Genomic DNA, 20,098 nt, shown 5'->3' with positions numbered 1-20,098 from the left:
AGAACTCTCTCATCCCGCGCAAATCCTGCAGAAAGAGGGGGTCCCCGACTTTTTCAAAAGCAAATTTTTCAGCCGCAGCGGCCGTCGCCTTCCAGCACGTCCTTTTCGCCCTCTGAACGGGCAATCACCACCGCACCCACCGAATCGCTGAAGATATTCACGGTGGTGCGCATCATGTCCAGCAAACGATCCACCACCAGCAGCAGACCAATGGCTTCTGCCGGCAGGCCGACGCTTACCAGAATGATGCTGATCGCCACCAGCGATGCCGACGGAATACCGGCCACACCGATGGAGGTCAGCAGGGCAATAACAATGATCATAAACTGCTGAGTCACATCCAGATGCACGCCGAAGAGCTGGGCGATAAACAACGCCGCCACCGCTTCATACAACGCGGTGCCGTCCATGTTCACGGTTGCGCCCAATGGCAGCACAAAGCCGGAAATGCGGTTGGGCACCCCGGCGCCCCTCTCTACGCACTCTATGGTCACCGGCAGTGTGGAAGCGCTGGAACTGGTGGAAAAGGCGGTCAGAATCGCAGGCAACATCACCTTGTAGTGCTTCCAGGGATTGCGCACCCCGCCGATAAAACGCAGGATCAGCGGCATCACCACGAAAAAGTGAATGCCCAGCGCCAGTACCACAGTGATAAAAAACAGCGCCAGATTTGCAAATTGATCAAAACCAGTGCGCGCCACCGAGGCTGCCACCAGACCGAAAACCCCCAGCGGCGCGAACTTCATCACCCATTCAGTGATCTGCATCATCACCTCGAACACGCCCTGCCAGAAGTTGTACAGGGTGTCGCGGTAGGGTGTTTGGATTTTCATCATGAAATAGCCAAACAGCAGACTGAAGAAAATCAGCCCCAGCATCTGCGTTTCCGCAGCGGCTTCCACGATATTGGTGGGGATCATGCGCAGGAACACTTCGGCAATGTCACCGATGTCCCGTCCTTCCAGTTTCTGCTGCAGCTGGGTATCCGCAGCAATCTGCGGCGGCGGATTGTCGCTGACGCCGGGCTGAATGAGGTTGACCAACGTAATGCCGATGAGGATGGCAATGGCGCTGGTCATCAGATAATAGCCGAGGGTTTTCAGCCCCAGACGACCAAATCCCCCCTGCCTGGCAATGCTGGCCATGCCGGTAATGATGGCCGCCATCACCAGAGGAACCACCACCATTTTCAGCGCATTGAGAAAAAGTGTGCCAATGAAGTCGTAAATCGCAATCCAGTGCACACCCAGAATGGTTGCGTCAGTCCCGGTCAACCAGCCCATCAGGACGGCCAACGCCAGTGCGAGCAGGATCTGCCAGTGCAGTGCCAGTTTCATGTCCATTCTCCCCAAACAAAAAGAGCGCCCGAGGCGCTCCTGAATCATTTCCGTGCTGCGTTATACATCCGGGCACTGGTACCAGGCGGTATAGGGCCCCATGTTATACACTTCGGAAAACCCCATCATCTGCAGAATCTGCTGCGCCATGTGCGAACGGCTGCCGGAACGGCAGAATACGATTACCGGAAGGCTCTTGTCCAGCTCGTTGGCACGCGCCTCAAGCTCCTGCAGCGGGATGTTAATAGCACCCGGCAGCTTGCTCATCTGATATTCGGGCGGTGTGCGCACATCCACGAACTGTGCATTCTTTTCCTTGATCAGCTTTTTGGTCTCTTCGCATGAAATGAACATGATTCCATCCTGCAGCCTGATTTATAAAATGTCATAAATGGTACTTTATCCGAGCAGCAAAAGCCAGATTTGTACCAGCCACAGCACCATCAGCGCATAACCGGCAGCGAGCAGGTCGTCCAGCATGACACCCCAGCCGCCCTTGAGCTGACGCTCCAGCAGACTGATCGGCGGCGGCTTGAGTACATCAAACACACGGAATGCGACAAACGCAGCCAGCCACCACAAGGGTGTCTGTGCGGGCAGAAACAGCAACACCCACCAGATGGCAACGATTTCGTCCCAGACGATACCGGAATGATCTTCCACGCCCGTGGCATCGATACCCGCCTGACAGATCTGTCCGCCAAATACCGTGCCTGTAATGGCCAGCGCCCAACCCAGCCAGGGCTGATAGAGCATGACAGGAATAAATACGACCAGCCCCACCAGCGTGCCCAGGGTGCCCGGCGCAATGGGCGACAGGCCGCTGCCCAGCCCGAAAGAGAGCATTAGCGCCGGTTCGTCCTGCAGTCGGGACCAGTTCGGCACAGTGCCCGCCTGTCCCTTCTGGGCACGGCGCAGACGCGTGAGCAGCCGTTGCAGCATCAGCGCTGGCGCTTGGCCAGGTTCTTCAGGCGCAGGGCGTTGAGCTTGATAAAGCCTTCGGCATCCTTCTGATCGTATGCGCCCTCGTCGTCTTCAAAGGTGGCGATCTTCTCATCGAACAGACTGTAGGGCGACTTGCGGCCCACCACAATCACATTGCCCTTATAGAGCTTGACGCGCACCGTACCAGTGACATACTGCTGGGTCTGATCAATGGCCGCCTGCAGCATTTCGCGCTCCGGCGCGAACCAGAAGCCATTGTAGATAAGTGTGGCGTAGCGCGGCATCAGCTCGTCCTTGGTATGCGCCGCCTCGCGATCCAACGTAATGGACTCGATGGCGCGGTGCGCCTTGAGCATGATGGTACCCGCCGGCGTTTCGTAGCAACCACGAGACTTCATGCCCACAAAGCGGTTCTCCACGATATCGGTACGGCCAATACCGTGCTCACCACCGATTCGGTTCAGGGTTTCCATCACCTGGGCCGGCGTCATGCGTTCGCCATTGATACCCACCAAGTCACCCTTTTCATACGCCAGCTCCAGATAAACCGGTTCGTTGGGCGCCTTTTCCGGCGAAACCGTCCAGCGCCACATGCTCTCTTCCGGCTCATTCCACGGGTCTTCCAGCAGGCCGCCTTCGTAGGAGATATGCAGCAGGTTGGCATCCATGGAATAGGGTGACTTCTTGCCCTTCTTGTTCTCGATGGGAATGCCGTGGGTCTCGGCGTAGGCCATCAGTTTTTCACGGGAGTTCAGATCCCACTCCCGCCATGGGGCAATCACCTTGATGTCCGGGTTCAGCGCATAGGCGTTCAGTTCGAAACGCACCTGATCGTTGCCCTTGCCGGTAGCGCCATGCGCAATGGCATCGGCCCCGGTTTCCTCGGCGATCTCAACCAGCCGCTTGGCGATCAGGGGGCGCGCAATGGAGGTGCCCAAAAGATATTCGCCTTCGTAAATGGCGTTGGCGCGGAACATGGGGTAGACATAATCACGCGCAAATTCCTCGCGCAGATCTTCAATATAGATTTCCCTGATACCCATAGCCTGCGCCTTCTCGCGCGCCGGCTCGACCTCTTCGCCCTGGCCAATGTCTGCGGTAAAGGTCACCACTTCACAGTCATAGGCTTCCTGCAGCCACTTGGCAATGATGGAGGTATCGAGTCCACCGGAATAGGCCAGCACCACTTTATTGATCTTATCTTTCATGTCGTCACTCCCAGGATTCGTTAAAATTGCGCGAATTATACCGCAGCGGAACCCCACCTCATGAACTGGCTCAACCTGCTCAAAGTCGGCCCGCAGTACCTGCTGCCACAACATCTGCTTTCCAGCGGCATGCATCGCCTGGCCAACTGCGAAATCCAGTGGCTAAAAAACCTGCTGATCAAAGGTTTTCTGGCGCTATATGATGTCAATCTGGACGAAGCGCTCGAATCGGACCCTAAGGCCTACCGCAGCTTCAACGACTTCTTTACCCGCGCTCTGAAACCCGAGGCGCGCCCCATTCACGGCGATGGCCATGACCTGGTCAGCCCGGCCGACGGCATCATCAGCCAAAGTCAGAAAATTCAGGACAACACGCTCATCCAGGCCAAGTGCCACGATTACACGCTGGAGTCGCTGCTGGGGGGCGACATCAGCTATGCCGAAGGCTTCCGCAATGGCAATGCCGCGGTTATCTACCTGTCGCCGCGCGACTATCATCGCGTGCACATGCCCTGCGATGGCACCCTGGTTTCCATGACCTATGTACCCGGCGATCTGTTCGCCGTCAATCCGGCCACGGTAGAAACCGTGCCGGGGCTGTTTGCCCGCAACGAACGCCTGATCCTCCGCTTTGAGACAGCCGAAGGCCCGGTGTGTCTCATTATGGTAGGCGCCATTTTTGTAGGCAGCATGCAGACCGTCTGGGCCGGCAAAATTACCCCACCCTATCGCCCGACGTTGCAGCACTGGGACTATCGCGCCGAAAACCTCACTTTCCGGCAGGGGGATGAAATCGGGCGCTTCAATATGGGCTCAACCGTCATTTTGCTGACCCCCGATGGTCAGCATGATGGCTTGAGTGCCCTCCCTACGCCCGCCAGTATTAAAATGGGTGAACCTTTGGAACTGAACGAGGAGTGCAACGATGAAACTGATCACCGCCATCATTAAGCCCTTCAAACTGGACGACGTACGCGAAGCCCTGCACGAAGTGGGCATCCACGGCCTCACCGTTACTGAAGTCAAAGGCTACGGTCGCCAGAAAGGACACACCGAAATGTATCGCGGTGCGGAATATGTGGTTGACTTCCTGCCCAAGCTGAAACTGGAAATCGCGGTAGCAGAGGATCGCGTCGAACAGGCGGTCGAAGCCATTATCAACGCAGCTCAGACCGGCAAAATCGGCGATGGCAAGATTTTCGTTTCTCACCTGGATGATGTTATCCGTATCCGCACCGGCGAGCACGGCCGCGACGCCCTTTAATGACTGATTTAAATGCCTTATGGATCTCCATAAGGCACTTTTTACCGACGGACAAGCGCACTCCATTCTTCTCCATACTTTATCAAGACTCTTGAGAGTTCTCGGTCATAAAATAATCTTCAAGCTTGATAAGGATTGTTTAGGCAAGATTTCCTGCCAACACGCCCTCAAGCGAGTTGCTCCTCAGACTTGAAGCGCCGATTCTCCTCATCGGCGCTTTTTTTATGCCAGAATTTCCCTACCCATGAAAAGGAGGACAACATCCATGGCTTGCGAAGACAAACACGCGTACAAGTTCGGCCACGGCACCGATGCGCAACACAAGCGCGATCAGGCACTGTTCAAGCAACTGCTGGAAAACCACACAAAGCTCAGCCGCAAGACCGCCTTTCTGGAAAATGGCATCCGCGTAACCACCCGCAGCACCGATCCAGACCTGGTGAACATCCTGCACCAGCATGTGGAAGGCATGGAAAAGCGCTTCGCCAGTGGCCGCGCCATCCGTTCCTGGGACCCGCTGTTTGCTGCCCTGTTCGAGTTTCGTGACCAAATCAACATGCAGTACGAAATGCTGCCTGATGGCGTTCTCACCGAAATGACCAGCGACGACCCCAAAATCGTCGAGCTGATCAGAAAGCACGACGAGACACTGCACAACTTTGTCCGCGCCGGCTACAACATTTCTGGCGAGCCTTCCCCCGTCCCCGACTGGGTCAAGGCACACTACAGCGAGGCTTGAAAAGCCATCTTCCGACGCCATAAAGCAGTAAACAATTCAATCAAGGAGTCGGAAGATGATTGTCATGTGTCCCCATTGCGGTGCGCTCAACCGCGTACCGGAAGAAAAGCTGAACGCCAACCCTACCTGCGGCAAGTGCAAGAAGCCGCTGTTTACCGGTCAGCCGGTGGAAATGAACAGCGAACAGTTCATGAAGGCGCTGACCAAGACGGATCAGCCCATGGTGGTGGATTTCTGGGCCAGCTGGTGCGGTCCGTGCAAGATGTTCGCACCCACCTTTGCACAGGTTGCCAGCCAGTTCGAGCCGCGGGCGCGCTTTGTGAAGATCAATACGGAAACCAACCCGGAGCTGTCTGCCCAGTTTGGCATCCGCTCGATCCCGACCATCGCCATTTTCAAGAATGGTCAGATGGTGGATCAGATCGCCGGCGCGCTGCCACCGCAGCAGTTTGCCCAGTGGGTGGCGCAACACGTTTAAACAACAACTTCCCTGAAACGAAAAAGCCCGGCATCAAGCCGGGCTTTTTATTGGCCTAACAAAGTGTTCTGTCAGAAATTCCAGACCAGCTGTGCGGAGAAGATATCCACCCCATTGTCATAACTGCCTTTCAGGTGGCCTGTATAAGCGCCAATATCGTTTTCACCCGCATAAACGGTTTCGTCGATCTTGGTCTTGTCAGCCCACAGGTGCGCATAGCTCATGTCCACCATCAGGTTCGGTTTGATGGTATAGCGTGCGCCCAGAGAGAGCCACTTGCGGTCGTTGTCGGGAATACGCACCGTGCGGTAAGGATCGCGCACAGGCGTCTGATCGTAGGCAACACCGCCGCGCAGCAGCCACTTGCTGTTGAGGGTATAGTTGGCACCCAGCGCCCAGCGCCAGGTATCGTGCCAGCGCTCAGGCGTGTACGAAAGCGTGGAGCCATCCGACTTTTTGGTGACACGCAATTCCTTGAAGCTGCTCCAGCCGGTCCAGGTGCCGCTCAGCAATACTTCCAGCGCATTGTTGTAGCGGTGCGACCAGGAGATATCCACCATGGCCGGCAGATCCAGCTCGGCCTTGGCATTATCCGCACCCAGATACGTGCCATTCTGGGCATATTTTTTCGCCTTGCCACTGAGCACCTGCTCAACCTGCGAGCGATAACTGACGCCAATGCGGTCCTTTTCCGTCGGCGTGTAGGTTAAACCCAGGTTATAACCCCACGCCCACGAATCACCTTTGAGCTCTGAAGTACCATCTCCCACCGCATTTGCAGTAAGTGCCGGATATCCCAACCCTTGTAACACAGCAGAAGGCAAAATCCGCTTGGTCAGTTTCGCTTCCATATACTGCGCACTGATGCCCACGCCAAACGACCAGTCACCCATCTTACGGGCAATGCTGGGATTGATATTAATCGTGCGCAAATCCGATTCCACACCCAGATAGCGGCCGCGCCAGTCGCTGTCGTACTTGGTGCCAAGACCAAAGGGCGTCACCACGCTCAGGCCGAGATCGTATCCTTGCCACTGCCCCTTCCAGAACAGGTTGGGGATAAAGGCGCTATTGCCACCATTGTCATCCTTGCCGCTGGCAAAAATGCCGGTCGATCCGTTGTTATCGAAATCCGCAGACGGGACGATGTAGTGTCCACCCACCACAATCTGATACCCGTCGATAGCGGTCATGCCCGCAGGGTTGTACCACTGCACGGAAGCATCATCGGTGGCAGCACCCATGCCGGCAAACGCGCGTCCAAGGCCGCTCGCACTCTCTTCCCACAACTGAAAACCGGACGCCATGGCGGTGGCACTACTTACACTCAGGCCGATCGCCGCGGCCAGGACACGCTTTTTCACCAGCATAAAAACTCCTTTATGACACTTTTGTAACAATGGGCGCAAGTATACCGATTTCATTGCCTAACCGGTATTCAAGACCGACACAAAGGGATAAAAACGACTTATTTCAGCAGCTGATGATCGGGGAAGCAGGCAGGAAATGGGGTGGGTGACGGGACTCGAACCCGCGACAACAGAGATCACAACCCTGGGCTCTACCAACTGAGCTACACCCACCATATTGTGGCAACGCCGGCGGCCAGATGGCACGCCCGGCAGGACTCGAACCTGCAGCCTACGGCTTAGAAGGCCGTTGCTCTATCCAGTTGAGCTACGGGCGCTCATTCGAGACCTTTCGGCAGAAAGGATACCCAACAGGGTTCTGCAAAGCAGCAAACTTTGCAGAACCCTATCGGTTGACATTGGTCGGAGTGGAGGGATTTGAACCCCCGACCACCTGTACCCAAAACAGGTGCGCTACCAGGCTGCGCTACACTCCGATAATGTGGCGCGTATTGTAGGAAGCGCCCCTTGCACTGTCAAGCTGACGCCGCAAAAAAACCGTCATGCGCTTGCCTGTATAATAGGCATCTTCGCAAAGACTCTGAATGCGCTCGCGTTGCTGACGCGATGGTGGCAGATTCAAGGCGCACGGCGCAGCCTTTGGGGCGCCAAAGGCAAGACGCGCAACATAGAAGATGCCGCTATCCCGCCGCAACCCACAGGGACAGGGCGATTCCGGCCCAAAGCAGCGTTGCACCTTACTCGCATGGAATGACCATGCCACGTTCGGTGCGCCTTGTCTTGAACCGGAATCCCCACTGTCGCGACCGTTCAGAGGCTTTGTGAAGATGCCAACAACTGCATTTGAATTCACGAGGGATGCCATGAGCGCCAAAATCATTGATGGCAAGGCCGTCGCTGCCAAGGTGCGCGGCACGATCAGAAAAACGGTGGACCAGCTCGTCGCGCAGGGCAAGCGCCGACCCGGACTGGCCGTCGTGCTGGTCGGCGAAGACCCCGCCTCACAGGTCTATGTGCGCAACAAGAAAAAGGCGTGTCTGGAAGTCGGTTTCGCCGACTTTTCCTATGAGTTGCCCGCCGACGCCTCTGAAAAGGAAGTGCTGGCACTCATCGATCAGCTCAATGAACATGCCGAAGTGGACGGTATCCTGGTGCAGCTGCCCGTTCCCGACCATATCGACCCCAACAAGATCATCGAGCGCATCCACCCAAGCAAGGATGTCGATGGCTTTCACCCCTACAACATGGGAAGGTTGGCCACGCGCAATCCGCAACTGGCGCCCTGTACCCCTCATGGTGTGATGACACTGCTGGCAGAAACCGGCGAGCCCATTCGCGGCAAGAATGCCGTGGTCGTGGGCGCGTCCAATATCGTTGGGGTGCCCATGGCGCTGGAACTGCTTAACGCCCGAGCCACCGTGACCGTCTGCCACAGTGCCACGCAGGATTTGCCCGGCAAGGTTGGCGAAGCCGAAATCCTCGTTGTGGGTGTCGGCATCCCGGAAATGGTCAAGGGCGAATGGATTAAACCCGGCGCCATTGTGATCGATGTGGGCATCAACCGCCTTGACGATGGCCGTCTGGTCGGCGATGTGGAATTTGAAACCGCCCGTGAGCGTGCCGGATGGATTACACCCGTCCCCGGCGGAGTCGGCCCCATGACCATCGCCACGCTACTGGAAAACACCTTGACCGCCTATAAACTTCGCGAGGCTATGGAATGAAACGAATGACCCTGATTCTGCTGGCAGCGCTTGCCAGCACCACCGCTTTGGCACAGGCCGAAAAAAAAGCAGCGCCGCGGGACTTTTCCGTACCGGACAACCTACGTGACGCCAAGACCCTGAACCTGTGCGTGGATTATTACAGCCAGAAGAATGCGGACAAAAAGGCCGCCGAGCTCAAGGAGCTCAAGCGCCGCGGCATGCTCAGCGTCAAGGATGACGATCTACTGAAAGGCAAGCAGAAGACGCTGGAAAACGGCAATACCCGCTGCGCCATGTACATGACCCGCGGTATACCTCTGCATGAAAAGGGCAAGTTCATCGGCCACACGTGGGTCCGCACCCCCAAGATCGTGCACGTGTATGACGACAAGTACTATGTGAGCCAGAGCGGCATCATTACGCGTGTGTACGACCGCGTTCCCGGTCAGTTGCCCCCGCAACTGGACGCCCAGAAACCCAAGGTAGCACCCCCGCCGGTGATCATGCACGCCAACCCGGCTGCACCGGCACCCGTGGATCGCCCGCATCAACAGACAATGGAGAAATGACCATGGCCATGACACAGGACGAAATGAAGCAGGCCGTTGCCAAGGCGGCCATCGACTATGTGGTTCCCGGCACAATTATCGGTGTCGGCACCGGCTCGACCGCCAACTACTTCATTGACGAGCTGGCGAAAATCAAAAACAAGATCGAAGGCACCGTCGCCTCTTCCGAAGCCTCGGCCGAACGCCTCAAGGGTCACGGCATTCCCGTGCTGGATCTCAACAGCGTGGACGAAATTTCCGTTTATGTGGATGGCGCCGATGAATTTGACCGCCACCTGCACCTCACCAAGGGCGGCGGCGGCGCGCTCACGCGTGAAAAGATCGTGGCAGCAGTGGCCGACAAGTTCGTCTGCATCGCCGATGAAACCAAAAAAGTGGATATCCTCGGCAAGTTCCCACTACCCATCGAAGTCATCCCCATGGCGCGCAGCTATGTGGCCCGTGAAATCGTCAAGCGCTTCGGCGGCGAGCCCGTGTGGCGCGAAGGCTTTATCACCGACAATGGCAATGTGATTCTCGACGTGCACGGACTGGAAATCGTGGATCCCGTGGGTATGGAGCGCGAGCTGAACAACATCGTCGGTACAGTGACCAATGGCCTGTTTGCCCAGCGCAAGGCCGACATTCTTCTGTGTGGTACGGCCAATGGCGTCGAAGTCCTCACAGACTAAGGGGCTGATGCCCAAACTGCTGGTGGCCGCAGTCGTCGCCGTGCTGGTGGCGCTGATCGGCATCACCCTGTTCGGCAACGACAAGGCACCGGCCATTCAGGTGAACACGCTGGATGGCGAAGTGGTGAATCTCGGCCACCCCGGTAAGCCCACCCTGGTCAATTTCTGGGCGACCACCTGCCCCGGCTGCATCGCGGAAATGCCTCATCTGGCGAAAATGAAGCAGCGTCTGGGCAAGGATTTTCAGATCGTCGCCATCGCCATGGCCTACGATCCTATCGTTCAGGTGCAGAAATACCGCAAGGCACACGCCTACCCCTTCCTGTTTGCACACGACAGTACGGGTGAGATTGCGGCGGCCTTTGGCGGCGTCAGCCTGACGCCCACCTCATTCCTGATCGCACCCAATGGCAACATTGTCTATCGCAAGATCGGTGAAGTGGACTACGATAAGGTGGAAGCGCGCGTAAGGGCCATGTTGCCACCGCGTTAAACCACACCGGGAGGGAACAACCATGCGTGGACTCTATGCCATTACCGATCCATACCTGACACCGGGACAGCAGCTGTTCGAGGCCGTGGAAGCGGCGCTGCGCGGCGGGGTCAGCTACCTGCAATACCGCGACAAGCTCCATGAGGCCGGGGACCGGCTGCGCATTGCGCAAGAACTGCGTGCCCTGTGCTACGACTACGGCGCCTGGTTTATCGTCAATGACGATGTGGCACTGACCAAGGCCGTGCAGGCACACGGCGTGCATCTGGGCCGTGAGGACATGCCGCTTGAAGAGGCACGCGAGCTGCTCGATCCTGATACGCTCATTGGCGTCTCCTGCTACAACGACCTGGCACGAGCCCGTGCGGCGCAGAACGCCGGTGCCGACTATGTAGCCTTTGGCCGCTTCTTTGCCAGCCGCACCAAGCCGCAGGCGCAACCGGCGAGTCTGGAAACCCTGCGTCAGGCACGGGCGGAACTGACCATTCCCGTGGTGGCCATCGGCGGCATCACCACCGAAAATGCGGACGTGGTTATCGATGCGGGTGCCGATGTGGTAGCTGTGATTCAGGGTCTGTTTGCCCAACCCGACATCGAAGCGACCGCACGCCAATTCTGTCAACTGTTTCAAAAATCGTGAGGAAAAGCGCTCCATGAACCGTTCACATCAACTGTTTACTCATGCCCAGCAACACATTCCCGGTGGCGTGAATTCGCCCGTGCGCGCCTTCCGCAGCGTGGAAGGCGATCCTGTGTTCATCGACCGTGCCAAAGGGGCTTACGTATGGGATGTGGACGGCAAGCGCTATATTGATTACGTAGGCTCATGGGGGCCGGCAATCCTCGGCCATGCCCACCCGGAGGTGGTGGAAGCCGTGCAGAAGCAGGCGGAAAAGGGGCTCAGCTATGGCGCACCCACCGAGCTGGAAGTGGAAATGGCCGATCTGATCTGCGAGCTGATCCCCTCAGTGGACATGGTACGCATGGTCAACTCCGGCACCGAAGCGACCATGACCGCCATTCGTCTGGCGCGCGGCGCCACCGGCCGCGACAGGATCGTCAAGTTCGAGGGCGGCTATCATGGCCACTCCGACAGCCTGCTGGTGAAGGCAGGCTCCGGCGCACTGACCCACGGCGTGCCCTCTTCGCCCGGAGTCCCCAAGTGTCTGGCCGAGCAGACCCTGACGCTCACCTACAACGATGCCGAACAGGTTCGCAATGTGTTTGACGAGGTGGGCGACGAGATCGCCTGCATCATCGTCGAGCCGGTGGCCGGCAACATGAACTGCATTCCGCCCGTGCCCGGTTTTCTGGAGACCCTGCGCCAGGTATGCGATGCCCACGGCGCCATTCTGATCTTTGATGAGGTGATGACCGGCTTCCGCGTTGGTCTGACCGGCGCACAGGGCCGCTACGGCATCACCCCTGACCTGACCACCTTTGGCAAGGTTATCGGCGGCGGCATGCCTGTGGGCGCCCTGGGCGGCAAGCGCGAGATCATGTCCCAGCTGGCACCGACGGGCCCGGTCTATCAGGCCGGCACTCTTTCCGGCAATCCGCTGGCCATGGCGGCGGGTCTGACCACCCTGAAACGCATCAGCCAGCCCGGCTTCTTTGAAGACCTGGAAGCCAAGACCCAAAAACTGGCCATGGGATTGGAACAGGTGGCCCACGAAGAGGGCATCGCCCTCACTACTAATCAGGTGGGCGGCATGTTTGGTTTCTTCTTTACCGCCGAGGCGCCCATTACGCGCTTTGAGCAGGTGGTACGCTCCGACATCGAGCACTTCAAGCGTTTCTTCCACATGATGCTGGACGAGGGCATCTATCTGGCGCCCTCCGCGTTTGAAGCCGGCTTCGTATCAGCCGCGCACACGGACGAAGATCTGGAAGCCACCCTGGCCGCAGCACGTCGCTGTTTCCAGGCCTTCGAAAACGAATCTCCCGTATAACACAACACCTCCGGGCGCCTGCAATGGCGCCCCTTTTTCCATGAAACACGACATTCAGACGCTGATCCGCCTGTTTGACGACACATTTGCAGCCAGCGAAAACACCCGCCTGATCTGTTGCGAGGACGAGCCCATCTATCGCCCGGCTGATGCCGCGTGCCCCTATCACCGCATCATCTTTGCCCATGGCTTTTTCGCCAGCGCCCTGCATGAGATCGCCCACTGGTGCGTGGCCGGTCCTGAACGGCGTCTGCTGGAAGATTACGGCTACTGGTACAAGCCGGATGGTCGCAGCGAACAAGAGCAGGCAGAATTCGAGCGCGTGGAGGTCAAGCCGCAGGCGCTGGAGTGGATTTTTTCCGCCAGTGCAGATTTCCACTTTCACTTCAGTGCCGACAATCTGGACGGCGGCGTGGGTCCGTCACCCGCCTTCAAGCAGGCCGTGCTGAAACAGGTGCATGCCTATCTGGAAAATGGCTTGCCCGCCCGCGCAGCCCGCTGGTCGCAGGTGCTGAAGGATCACTATCGGCCCGATCGTCCCCTCAAGTCGGACGAGTTCACGCTGGACAACCGCTGAACAAGGGTGTCCCCGACTTTACAGGCACCCCCACAAAACCTCTGAATGCACTCGCATTGCTGGTTTGTCCGCGACAAGCACTCTTGATCAGAATGTCGTCTAAAGGCGCTTCACTGAAATCTTGCCGTCCCGTCGCAACCCGGAGGGACAGGACGATTTTGGTGCAATGCAGCGTTGTGCTTCGCTCACATGGACTCATCATGCTTCGCTCACCACGCCTCGCCTTGAACCATAATCGCCACTGTCGCGATCATTCAGAGGCTTTGCGGGGGTGCCTATCCTTTGCTTTTTTCCCGTTCGCGCAGCGCCTGCAAAAAGGCCTGCTGCAGGCCGCCAAACGCCCCATTGGACATGAAAACCACCACATCACCGACCTGCACGGCGTCCAGCAGCTGCTTAAGCAGCGTGTCGTAATCCGGCGCGGTCGCAAGCGGCACGGCAAAGGGCGGCAGCTGCCAGGCCCAGGCCGGGTCGATAAAGGCAAATACCGCATCCGCCGGGGCAAAGGCCTCGGGCAGGCGGGCTGCATGCACACCCATGCGCATGGTATTGGAACGTGGCTCGAACACCGCCAGCAGGCGCTGGCCGGGCTGCAACGTCGCCTTAAGCCCCGCCAGCGTGGTGGCAATGGCGGTGGGGTGGTGGGCAAAGTCATCGATGATACGCACGCCTGCCGTCTCGCCCACCTGCGTCTGACGCCGACGCACCCCCTTGAAGTGGTTCAGCGCTTCTACCCCCAGTGGCAGTGGCACGCCCGCATGTTCAGCCGCCAGCAGCGCCGCGGCCGCATTGGCGAGATTATGTTCCCCGGTCAATGGCCAGCGCACCACACCGACCTGTTGGCCTCGATCCAGCACCGCAAATTCCCACCCTGCCTCAGCCAGCGGCATCACCTGCAGACGCTCGTCCCAGCGCACCACCGGCGTCCAGCACCCCATGGCCAGCGTCTCGTCTATGGCCGGTTCATTGGCTGGCGTAATAATCAGGCCATTGCCCGGCACGGTACGCACCAGTTGATGAAACTGCCACTGGATGGCCTGCAGATCCGCAAAGATATCGGCGTGGTCAAACTCGAGATTGTTGATGACACAGGTGCGCGGACGATAGTGCACGAACTTGCTGCGCTTGTCGAAAAAGGCGGTGTCGTATTCATCCGCCTCGATCACGAAAAAGGGCGCCTGCCCCACCTGAGCGGATCGGCCGAAGTTCTCCGGTACGCCGCCAATCAGGAAACCGGGCGCCAACCCCGCATATTCCAGAATCCACGCTACCATGCTGGAGGTGGTGGTCTTGCCATGGGTGCCGGCGATGCCCACCACCCAGCGATCCTGCAGCAGCAGTTCGCTGAGTATTTGCGGCCCCGAGGTGTAACGCAAGCCGCGGTTCAGCACGGCTTCCACATCCACATGCCCACGCGACAAGGCGTTGCCGATAACCACCACATCCGGTTCCGGCGACATCCAGCCATGCTCTCCGTAGCCGAACACCTCGATACCAGCCTGGGCTAGCTGGTCGCTCATGGGCGGATACAGCGGGCCATCCGAGCCGGTGACCCGATGTCCAAGCCCCTGTAAAATCTGTGCCAGCCCGCCCATAAAGGTGCCGCCAACGCCTAAAATATGGATTCTCATTTTCCGGAACCTTTTTCATGCAGTGGATCGAGCACGAAGCCGACCTGAAGTCCTTTCTTGCCCCTGTCCAGCCCCCGGCACGCCTCGGACTGGATACGGAGTTTCTGCGCACCGACACCTACTATCCGCGCCTGTGCCTGATTCAGCTGGCGCGGGAGGATGGCGAGATTGCGCTGATCGACCCGCTGAAGTGCCCGCTTGAGCCCTTGTGGGAGACTTTGACCACCCCCGGCATCACCACAGTGGTGCATGCGGCGTGGCAGGATCTGGAGGTATTGTATCAAGCGTCCGGCCGCCTGCCTGCGGCGGTGTTCGACACCCAGATTGCCGCGCTGCTGCATCGCCTCGGCGACAAGAGCGGACTGGCCCAGCTGGTGCAACATTTTTGCGACGTGAAGCTGCCAAAAGACGCCACCCGCACCGACTGGTGTCGCCGCCCACTCAATGCAAAACAGCAGACCTATGCCGCCAATGACGTGCGCTACCTGCTGCCGCTGCATACGCAGCTGACGGCTCCTCTTTCTGATGCCGCCATAGCCGCACTGGAGGAAGACTTTTCCGATCTGCTCAAGCCGGAAACTTATGCCGGTAACCCCGAAACGGCCTGGCAGCGCCTCAGTGGTGGGCGGCATTTCTCCGCCAAGCAGCAAACCCTGCTGCGCCACCTTGCGGCCTGGCGAGAGCGCACCGCACAGCAGCACAATCTGCCGCGCCGCTGGGTCATCGGGGATGATGCGCTGCTGGCACTGGCCAAACGGCCGCCCGCCTCGCTGGACAAGCTCAAGAACGTGCCGGGCCTGCTCAAGCCGCAGATCACCGACTGGGGGCCCCAGATCATCGCCGAAATCGACCGCGTCTTTGCGGAAAATACCTGGGAAAAGCAATCTGCGCGCGCCCCCAAACCCACGGCGCAGGAAAGCGTTTTGCAACTGCTCGGCCGTGCCGTAATCGAGCAGCAGGCGCTTACGTTTGGCTTCAGCCCCAATACCCTGCAGAGCCATCTGCTCGCCTTTTTGCGCCAGCAGCCGTCACCGCTGGATCGCGGCTGGCGCCGTCTGCTGGTAGGCGATCCGCTGCGGCGACTGCGCACCGGCACCCCCCTCACACTTGAACACGATACCCTCAAGGTGCCCCATGACCCCATCTTCAAGACCTAACGCCCTTTACGCCCAGGCCGGCGGCGTGTCGGCTGTCATCAACACTTCCATGGCTGCCGTTATTGAAACCGTGCGCGCGCATCCCGATACCTTCGGCACCCTGTATGGCGCCCGCAACGGCATTCTCGGCGTACTGAAAGAGAATCTGGTCAATCTCAGTGCCGTGAGCGACTGGGAACTGCAGCGCCTGAAGCAGCTGCCTGGTGGGGCTCTGCAGGCGTGCCGCTTTGACCTGGACCCTATCGAAGAGAATCCGGCTCAGTACGAACGTGTCTTTCAGGTGCTCAAGGCCTGGAATATCCGCTATTTCTTCTACAACGGTGGCAATGGTTCCATGCTCACGGCGCAGAAAGTGGCCGACTATTGCGCCCAGCACGGCCATGAACTCAATGTCATCGGCGTCGCCAAGACCATTGACAACGATCTGGCGCTGACCCACTGTTCGCCTGGCTATGGCTCCACCGCCAAGTTTTTCGCCACCAGCCTGCTGGAATCCGCTCTGGATCTGCGCGCCATGTACCCCACCAGCACCAGGGTCTTCCTCATGGAAGCCATGGGGCGCCATACCGGCTGGATCGCCCTGTCCGCAGCACTGGTTCAGGACCGGCTGCCGGAGCTGCCCCTGCTCATTCTTTTTCCGGAACGCGTGTTCGATTATGCGCAAACGCTCAAGCGCATTCGCCATTGCATCGCCGAACACGGATACTGTGTCGTCATCGTGGGCGAAGGCATCAAGACGGCCGATGGCCAGTTTTACGCCGTGGCGCGACCCAATCGGGAACACATGGGCTGGAGCCAGATGGGCGGCGCGGCCATCAAGCTGGCCGATGAACTGCGCCGGGACCTGGATACCAAGATCCACGCCGCGGTGCCCGACTATCTGCAGCGCAGTGCGGCGCACCTGGTTTCAAGCGTGGACTGGGCGCTGGCGTATGATGCCGGCAAGGCCAGCGTAGAGGCCGCTGTGCGAGGTGAAGCTGGCGTGCTGCCCATTGTGGTCAAGACCGGCGAAAAGCCCTTCACGTGGCGGTTTGAGTCCTGTTCGCTGGAAAAGATCGCCGATCTGGAAAAGACCGTGCCGGACGAATTTATTACGGATGATGGCTACGGGGCGACGGAAGCCGGCAAGGCCTATGTGCGCGAACTGATTCAGGGTGAACATCCCATTAACTGGCGCGATGGGCTGCCTGACCTCTATCCCCTGCATCTGGCCGCACTGCCCAAACGCCTGCCGGACTGGCAAGCGTAAGTCGCTAGAGCTGTTGGGCGACCAGCGACCACAGCGGCAGGGTTACAAACGAGACGAGCACGCCCCACCCCACCATGGCCGCAGCAAGGCGTGGCTGCAGGTTGTGGCTGGCAGCCACCACCCCGGCGGTAATCATGGTGGGCATGGCCGCTTCCAGTAGGGCCGTCTGCGCCGGCAGGCCACGCATGTCCAGCAGCTGGATTAGCCATAATGCCAGAAGCGGCATCAACCCCATCTTCAGCAGCATGCCCACGGCAAACGGCTGCCCCAGTCCCTGCGGCAGGCTGAGCTTCAGCTGCAGCCCTACGGCCACCATCGCCACGGGCACCAGCGTGTCGGCCAGACGAATCAGATTGGCTTCCAGCCATACAGGGCGATCCAACGACCAGGTGGCAAAGGTAACCAACGCTGCGATCATCGGGGGAAACGTGATCATCTTGCGCAGCACCTTGCCCCAGCTGAATACCCCATCGCCGGCGTAAAAAGCCGCCACAAAGGGCAGATACAGGACCACTGCAAGAAACGAACCGGCCTGATCGTACACCAGCGCATAGGGAATGCTCTGATCACCCAGCAATGCCTGCAGCATGGGAATGCCAAGGAAGGAGGTATTGCCCAGCGGCGCCAGCATGAGCAGTGCCCCGATGGTATTGCGCGACCAGCCCAGCTGCCGACCCAGCCACAGCACCAGCCCGGCAATCAGCGCCAGCGTTACCCAGGGGATCAGAATCAGCCCCAGCAGGCGTTGATCGAACGCCAGCAACGGCAGATAATGCAGAATGACCGCCGGCAGTGCGACCCAGATGACCCAGGCATTCAGGACTTCATGCGCTGCCTTGAACACATGCACCCGCTGCAGCAGCAGGCCAATGAGTACACACAGAGCCACCAGGGTCAGGTTTTCCATAGACAACACTCATAAAAAAGCCGCCAGGCGGCGGCTTTATTCCTCTTGAAGCACCGCCGCCTTTACTTGCGCTTTTTCGGCGCGATCAGGTCGGTGATGGTGCCTTCAGCCATCTCGGCTGCAAACGCAAAGGTTTCCGACAGTGTCGGGTGCGGATGGATGGTGAGCCCAATGTCCTGCATGTCCGCACCCATTTCGATGGCCAGCATGGCTTCGGCAATCAGCTCGCCCGCATTGGGGCCGACGATTCCACAGCCCAGAATGCGATGGGTCTTGGCATCGAACAGCGCCTTGGTCATACCCTCGTCACGGCCCAGACTCAGGCTGCGACCGGACGCCGCCCAGGGGAACACGCCCTTTTCGTATTCCACGCCCTCGGCCTTGAGCTCCTCTTCGGTCTTGCCCGCCCAAGCCACTTCCGGATCGGTATAGGCCACGGACGGAATCCCCATGGGGGTAAAGGCGGACGGCAAGCCACAGATGACCTCCGCCGCCACCTTGCCTTCGTGCACTGCCTTGTGGGCCAGCATGGGCTGCCCGACGATATCGCCAATGGCGTAAATGTGCGGCACATTGGTGCGCTGGCGCTCGTCCACAGCGATAAAGCCGCGTTCGTCCACGGCCACACCCGCCTTTTCGGCACCGATCCTGAGACCATTAGGCGCGCGTCCCACCGCCACCAGAATGCGGTCAAAGGTATCCTTCTGCGGCACATTCTTGCCTTCGAAGGTCACTTCAAGGCCTTCCGGCTTGGCCTCCACATTGGTCACCTTGGCATTGAGGTAGATATTTTCGTAGCGCTTCTTGATGCGCTTGAGCAGCGGCTTGGTCAGATCCTTGTCGGCACCGGGAATAATGGTGTCGCCCAGCTCCACAATGGTGATCTTGGCACCCAAGCTGTCATACACCTGCGCCATTTCCAAGCCGATAATGCCGCCGCCGATCACCAGCATGCGCTTGGGCACCTCGGGCAGCTCCAGCGCATCGGTGGAGTCCATCACCCGCGGGTCGTCGTGGGGGATAAACGGCAGCTTGATGGGCTGGGAGCCTGCGGCAATGATGGCATTGTCAAACGAAATGGTCTTGGTGCCACCATCCGCCAGCTCGACTTCGACGGTATGCGGACTGGTGAAACGGCCGTAGCCCTGCACCACGTCCACCTTGCGCTGCTTGGCCAGTGCAGCCAGTCCGCCAGTGAGCTTTTTGATCACCCCGTTCTTGTAGTCGCGCAGCTTGTCCAGATCGATTTCCGGCTCGGCGAACTTGAGGCCGTGATCCGCCAGTTCGCGGGTTTCGTTCAAAATCACGGACATGTGCAGCAGCGCTTTGGAGGGAATGCAGCCCACATTGAGGCACACCCCACCAATGACCGGGTAACGCTCCACCAGCACCACTTTCTTGCCCAGATCCGCGGCGCGGAAGGCGGCGGTATAGCCACCTGGCCCACCGCCCAGCACCAGCACTTCGGCATGCTGATCCGCTTCAGGGAGGGGGTCCCCGACTTTTTGCGCGGCCGCTTTTTCGGCAGCCGCTGCCGCTGCGGGCTCTTCAGCGGTTTCAGGCATTTTTTCGCTGTTTTCAACAGTTTCGCTGTCTGCCAGGGCCATTTTGCCGATCACATCGCCGGTGGAGACCTTGTCGCCTTCCTTGACGGTGAGCTCGACAATTTCACCGGCATGGGGCGACGGCACTTCCATGGTGGCCTTGTCGGACTCCAGCGTAATCAGCGAGTCATCCACTTCAACGGTGTCGCCGGGCTGAACCAGCACTTCAATCACATCAACGGCGTCAAAATCACCAATATCTGGCAGGACAATATCCACAATCTTGCTCATCTTCAGCCCG

21 protein-coding genes and 3 tRNA genes are annotated in these 20,098 nt (G+C 58.8%); 13 read left to right on the top strand and 11 right to left on the bottom strand.

The genetic code is table 11. The features are described 5' to 3' along the window. Nucleotides 1-68 precede the first annotated feature (68 nt). From BUQ81_RS04135 to BUQ81_RS04120, 4 genes are read right to left on the bottom strand one after another with little or no spacing between them, the layout of a single operon-like run. Nucleotides 69-1,337 (bottom strand): dicarboxylate/amino acid:cation symporter, encoded by a 1,269-nt coding sequence (locus tag BUQ81_RS04135; RefSeq protein ID WP_200770547.1) that lies wholly within the window; start codon nucleotides 1,335-1,337, stop codon nucleotides 69-71. A gap of 60 nt (nucleotides 1,338-1,397) precedes the next feature. After that, nucleotides 1,398-1,691, bottom strand: coding sequence for a rhodanese-like domain-containing protein (locus BUQ81_RS04130; protein ID WP_074201127.1), 294 nt, complete (start codon nucleotides 1,689-1,691; stop codon nucleotides 1,398-1,400). Nucleotides 1,692-1,736: 45 nt separating this feature from the next. Further along, nucleotides 1,737-2,279: a phosphatidylglycerophosphatase A family protein gene (locus tag BUQ81_RS04125; RefSeq protein ID WP_084188221.1), complete on the bottom strand. Its 543-nt coding sequence runs from the start codon at nucleotides 2,277-2,279 to the stop codon at nucleotides 1,737-1,739. Further along, complete coding sequence (locus BUQ81_RS04120) at nucleotides 2,279-3,490, bottom strand: argininosuccinate synthase (RefSeq protein WP_074201126.1); 1,212 nt, start codon at nucleotides 3,488-3,490, stop codon at nucleotides 2,279-2,281. The genes BUQ81_RS04125 and BUQ81_RS04120 overlap by 1 nt, the downstream gene beginning before the upstream one ends. Before the next feature lie 60 nt (nucleotides 3,491-3,550). Between BUQ81_RS04120 and asd the strand changes: the two genes are divergently transcribed. The 4 genes from asd (at nucleotide 3,551) to trxC (ending at nucleotide 5,971) form a co-directional block, all read left to right on the top strand. Then, nucleotides 3,551-4,441, top strand: coding sequence for an archaetidylserine decarboxylase (gene asd / locus BUQ81_RS04115; protein ID WP_074201125.1), 891 nt, complete (start codon nucleotides 3,551-3,553; stop codon nucleotides 4,439-4,441). Further along, nucleotides 4,416-4,754 (top strand): P-II family nitrogen regulator, encoded by a 339-nt coding sequence (locus tag BUQ81_RS04110; RefSeq protein ID WP_074201124.1) that lies wholly within the window; start codon nucleotides 4,416-4,418, stop codon nucleotides 4,752-4,754. The genes asd and BUQ81_RS04110 overlap by 26 nt, the downstream gene beginning before the upstream one ends. 265 nt (nucleotides 4,755-5,019) lie before the next feature. Further along, nucleotides 5,020-5,493 (top strand): hypothetical protein, encoded by a 474-nt coding sequence (locus BUQ81_RS04105; protein ID WP_074201123.1) that lies wholly within the window; start codon nucleotides 5,020-5,022, stop codon nucleotides 5,491-5,493. A 55-nt stretch (nucleotides 5,494-5,548) separates the two neighbouring features. Next, nucleotides 5,549-5,971: a thioredoxin TrxC gene (gene trxC / locus BUQ81_RS04100; protein ID WP_074201122.1), complete on the top strand. Its 423-nt coding sequence runs from the start codon at nucleotides 5,549-5,551 to the stop codon at nucleotides 5,969-5,971. 71 nt (nucleotides 5,972-6,042) lie between these two features. Here trxC and BUQ81_RS04095 read toward each other — a convergent pair whose 3' ends face one another. The 4 genes from BUQ81_RS04095 to BUQ81_RS04080 all read right to left on the bottom strand — a co-directional run bounded on the left by BUQ81_RS04095 (nucleotide 6,043) and on the right by BUQ81_RS04080 (nucleotide 7,817). Next, nucleotides 6,043-7,335, bottom strand: coding sequence for an OmpP1/FadL family transporter (locus BUQ81_RS04095; protein WP_159432261.1), 1,293 nt, complete (start codon nucleotides 7,333-7,335; stop codon nucleotides 6,043-6,045). 143 nt (nucleotides 7,336-7,478) lie between these two features. Further along, a tRNA-His gene (locus BUQ81_RS04090) sits at nucleotides 7,479-7,554 on the bottom strand. A gap of 27 nt (nucleotides 7,555-7,581) precedes the next feature. Next, nucleotides 7,582-7,658 (bottom strand) — tRNA-Arg (locus BUQ81_RS04085). Between the two features lie 82 nt (nucleotides 7,659-7,740). Then, a tRNA-Pro gene (locus BUQ81_RS04080) sits at nucleotides 7,741-7,817 on the bottom strand. A 387-nt stretch (nucleotides 7,818-8,204) separates the two neighbouring features. Here BUQ81_RS04080 and folD point away from each other — a divergent pair. From folD to BUQ81_RS04045, 7 genes are read left to right on the top strand one after another with little or no spacing between them, the layout of a single operon-like run. Next, a complete protein-coding gene (gene folD / locus BUQ81_RS04075) occupies nucleotides 8,205-9,065 on the top strand; it encodes a bifunctional methylenetetrahydrofolate dehydrogenase/methenyltetrahydrofolate cyclohydrolase FolD (RefSeq protein WP_074201120.1) in 861 nt (286 codons plus the stop codon). Then, on the top strand, nucleotides 9,062-9,616 hold the full coding sequence (locus BUQ81_RS04070) for a hypothetical protein (protein ID WP_143598455.1): 555 nt from the start codon (nucleotides 9,062-9,064) through the stop codon (nucleotides 9,614-9,616). The genes folD and BUQ81_RS04070 overlap by 4 nt, the downstream gene beginning before the upstream one ends. 8 nt (nucleotides 9,617-9,624) lie before the next feature. Continuing rightward, nucleotides 9,625-10,287 (top strand): ribose-5-phosphate isomerase RpiA, encoded by a 663-nt coding sequence (gene rpiA, locus BUQ81_RS04065; RefSeq protein ID WP_074201416.1) that lies wholly within the window; start codon nucleotides 9,625-9,627, stop codon nucleotides 10,285-10,287. A 7-nt stretch (nucleotides 10,288-10,294) separates the two neighbouring features. Then, on the top strand, nucleotides 10,295-10,780 hold the full coding sequence (locus BUQ81_RS04060) for a TlpA family protein disulfide reductase (RefSeq protein WP_084188219.1): 486 nt from the start codon (nucleotides 10,295-10,297) through the stop codon (nucleotides 10,778-10,780). Between the two features lie 22 nt (nucleotides 10,781-10,802). Further along, on the top strand, nucleotides 10,803-11,420 hold the full coding sequence (gene thiE / locus BUQ81_RS04055) for a thiamine phosphate synthase (RefSeq protein WP_074201117.1): 618 nt from the start codon (nucleotides 10,803-10,805) through the stop codon (nucleotides 11,418-11,420). 13 nt (nucleotides 11,421-11,433) lie between these two features. After that, nucleotides 11,434-12,732, top strand: a complete 1,299-nt coding sequence (gene hemL, locus BUQ81_RS04050; RefSeq protein WP_074201116.1) for a glutamate-1-semialdehyde 2,1-aminomutase — start codon at nucleotides 11,434-11,436, stop codon at nucleotides 12,730-12,732. A gap of 40 nt (nucleotides 12,733-12,772) precedes the next feature. Further along, nucleotides 12,773-13,309, top strand: coding sequence for an elongation factor P hydroxylase (locus BUQ81_RS04045; protein WP_074201115.1), 537 nt, complete (start codon nucleotides 12,773-12,775; stop codon nucleotides 13,307-13,309). Between the two features lie 275 nt (nucleotides 13,310-13,584). Here the strand turns inward: BUQ81_RS04045 and mpl are convergent, their stop codons facing one another. Further along, nucleotides 13,585-14,940 carry a UDP-N-acetylmuramate:L-alanyl-gamma-D-glutamyl-meso-diaminopimelate ligase gene (mpl, locus tag BUQ81_RS04040; RefSeq protein ID WP_074201114.1) on the bottom strand — a complete coding sequence of 452 codons (1,356 nt, stop codon included), beginning with the start codon at nucleotides 14,938-14,940 and terminating at the stop codon, nucleotides 13,585-13,587. 17 nt (nucleotides 14,941-14,957) lie between these two features. On the opposite strand from mpl, the gene BUQ81_RS04035 reads away from it, so the two are divergent. Continuing rightward, nucleotides 14,958-16,097 (top strand): ribonuclease D, encoded by a 1,140-nt coding sequence (locus BUQ81_RS04035; protein WP_074201113.1) that lies wholly within the window; start codon nucleotides 14,958-14,960, stop codon nucleotides 16,095-16,097. Further along, nucleotides 16,075-17,346, top strand: a complete 1,272-nt coding sequence (locus BUQ81_RS04030; RefSeq protein ID WP_074201112.1) for a 6-phosphofructokinase — start codon at nucleotides 16,075-16,077, stop codon at nucleotides 17,344-17,346. Before BUQ81_RS04035 ends, BUQ81_RS04030 begins: the two co-directional genes overlap by 23 nt. A 4-nt stretch (nucleotides 17,347-17,350) precedes the next feature. On the opposite strand, the gene BUQ81_RS04025 is transcribed toward BUQ81_RS04030, so the two are convergent. Together BUQ81_RS04025 and lpdA are read right to left on the bottom strand one after the other, a co-directional pair. Next, nucleotides 17,351-18,253 (bottom strand): AEC family transporter, encoded by a 903-nt coding sequence (locus BUQ81_RS04025; RefSeq protein WP_074201111.1) that lies wholly within the window; start codon nucleotides 18,251-18,253, stop codon nucleotides 17,351-17,353. 62 nt (nucleotides 18,254-18,315) lie between these two features. Continuing rightward, on the bottom strand, nucleotides 18,316-20,088 hold the full coding sequence (gene lpdA / locus BUQ81_RS04020) for a dihydrolipoyl dehydrogenase (RefSeq protein WP_074201110.1): 1,773 nt from the start codon (nucleotides 20,086-20,088) through the stop codon (nucleotides 18,316-18,318). Between the last annotated feature and the right edge of the window lie 10 nt (nucleotides 20,089-20,098).

The sequence above is a fragment of the Sulfurivirga caldicuralii genome (assembly GCF_900141795.1).
In the GTDB taxonomy this organism is placed as follows: Bacteria; Pseudomonadota; Gammaproteobacteria; order Thiomicrospirales; family Thiomicrospiraceae; genus Sulfurivirga; species Sulfurivirga caldicuralii.
Note: the sequence above shows the minus strand (reverse complement) of the source record. Positions and strands in the feature narration are given on the sequence as shown.

What these genes read in the sequence shown, in the direction of transcription:
- BUQ81_RS04135 (WP_200770547.1), bottom strand. Translation starts at nt 1,337, where the DNA reads ATGAAACTGGCACTGCACTGGCAGATCCTGCTCGCACTGGCGTTGGCC.
- BUQ81_RS04130 (WP_074201127.1), bottom strand. Translation starts at nt 1,691, where the DNA reads ATGTTCATTTCATGCGAAGAGACCAAAAAGCTGATCAAGGAAAAGAAT.
- BUQ81_RS04125 (WP_084188221.1), bottom strand. Translation starts at nt 2,279, where the DNA reads ATGCTGCAACGGCTGCTCACGCGTCTGCGCCGTGCCCAGAAGGGACAG.
- BUQ81_RS04120 (WP_074201126.1), bottom strand. Translation starts at nt 3,490, where the DNA reads ATGAAAGATAAGATCAATAAAGTGGTGCTGGCCTATTCCGGTGGACTC.
- asd (WP_074201125.1), top strand. Translation starts at nt 3,551, where the DNA reads ATGAACTGGCTCAACCTGCTCAAAGTCGGCCCGCAGTACCTGCTGCCA.
- BUQ81_RS04110 (WP_074201124.1), top strand. Translation starts at nt 4,416, where the DNA reads ATGAAACTGATCACCGCCATCATTAAGCCCTTCAAACTGGACGACGTA.
- BUQ81_RS04105 (WP_074201123.1), top strand. Translation starts at nt 5,020, where the DNA reads ATGGCTTGCGAAGACAAACACGCGTACAAGTTCGGCCACGGCACCGAT.
- trxC (WP_074201122.1), top strand. Translation starts at nt 5,549, where the DNA reads ATGATTGTCATGTGTCCCCATTGCGGTGCGCTCAACCGCGTACCGGAA.
- folD (WP_074201120.1), top strand. Translation starts at nt 8,205, where the DNA reads ATGAGCGCCAAAATCATTGATGGCAAGGCCGTCGCTGCCAAGGTGCGC.
- BUQ81_RS04070 (WP_143598455.1), top strand. Translation starts at nt 9,062, where the DNA reads ATGAAACGAATGACCCTGATTCTGCTGGCAGCGCTTGCCAGCACCACC.
- rpiA (WP_074201416.1), top strand. Translation starts at nt 9,625, where the DNA reads ATGACACAGGACGAAATGAAGCAGGCCGTTGCCAAGGCGGCCATCGAC.
- BUQ81_RS04060 (WP_084188219.1), top strand. Translation starts at nt 10,295, where the DNA reads ATGCCCAAACTGCTGGTGGCCGCAGTCGTCGCCGTGCTGGTGGCGCTG.
- thiE (WP_074201117.1), top strand. Translation starts at nt 10,803, where the DNA reads ATGCGTGGACTCTATGCCATTACCGATCCATACCTGACACCGGGACAG.
- hemL (WP_074201116.1), top strand. Translation starts at nt 11,434, where the DNA reads ATGAACCGTTCACATCAACTGTTTACTCATGCCCAGCAACACATTCCC.
- BUQ81_RS04045 (WP_074201115.1), top strand. Translation starts at nt 12,773, where the DNA reads ATGAAACACGACATTCAGACGCTGATCCGCCTGTTTGACGACACATTT.
- mpl (WP_074201114.1), bottom strand. Translation starts at nt 14,940, where the DNA reads ATGAGAATCCATATTTTAGGCGTTGGCGGCACCTTTATGGGCGGGCTG.
- BUQ81_RS04035 (WP_074201113.1), top strand. Translation starts at nt 14,958, where the DNA reads ATGCAGTGGATCGAGCACGAAGCCGACCTGAAGTCCTTTCTTGCCCCT.
- BUQ81_RS04030 (WP_074201112.1), top strand. Translation starts at nt 16,075, where the DNA reads ATGACCCCATCTTCAAGACCTAACGCCCTTTACGCCCAGGCCGGCGGC.
- BUQ81_RS04025 (WP_074201111.1), bottom strand. Translation starts at nt 18,253, where the DNA reads ATGGAAAACCTGACCCTGGTGGCTCTGTGTGTACTCATTGGCCTGCTG.
- lpdA (WP_074201110.1), bottom strand. Translation starts at nt 20,088, where the DNA reads ATGAGCAAGATTGTGGATATTGTCCTGCCAGATATTGGTGATTTTGAC.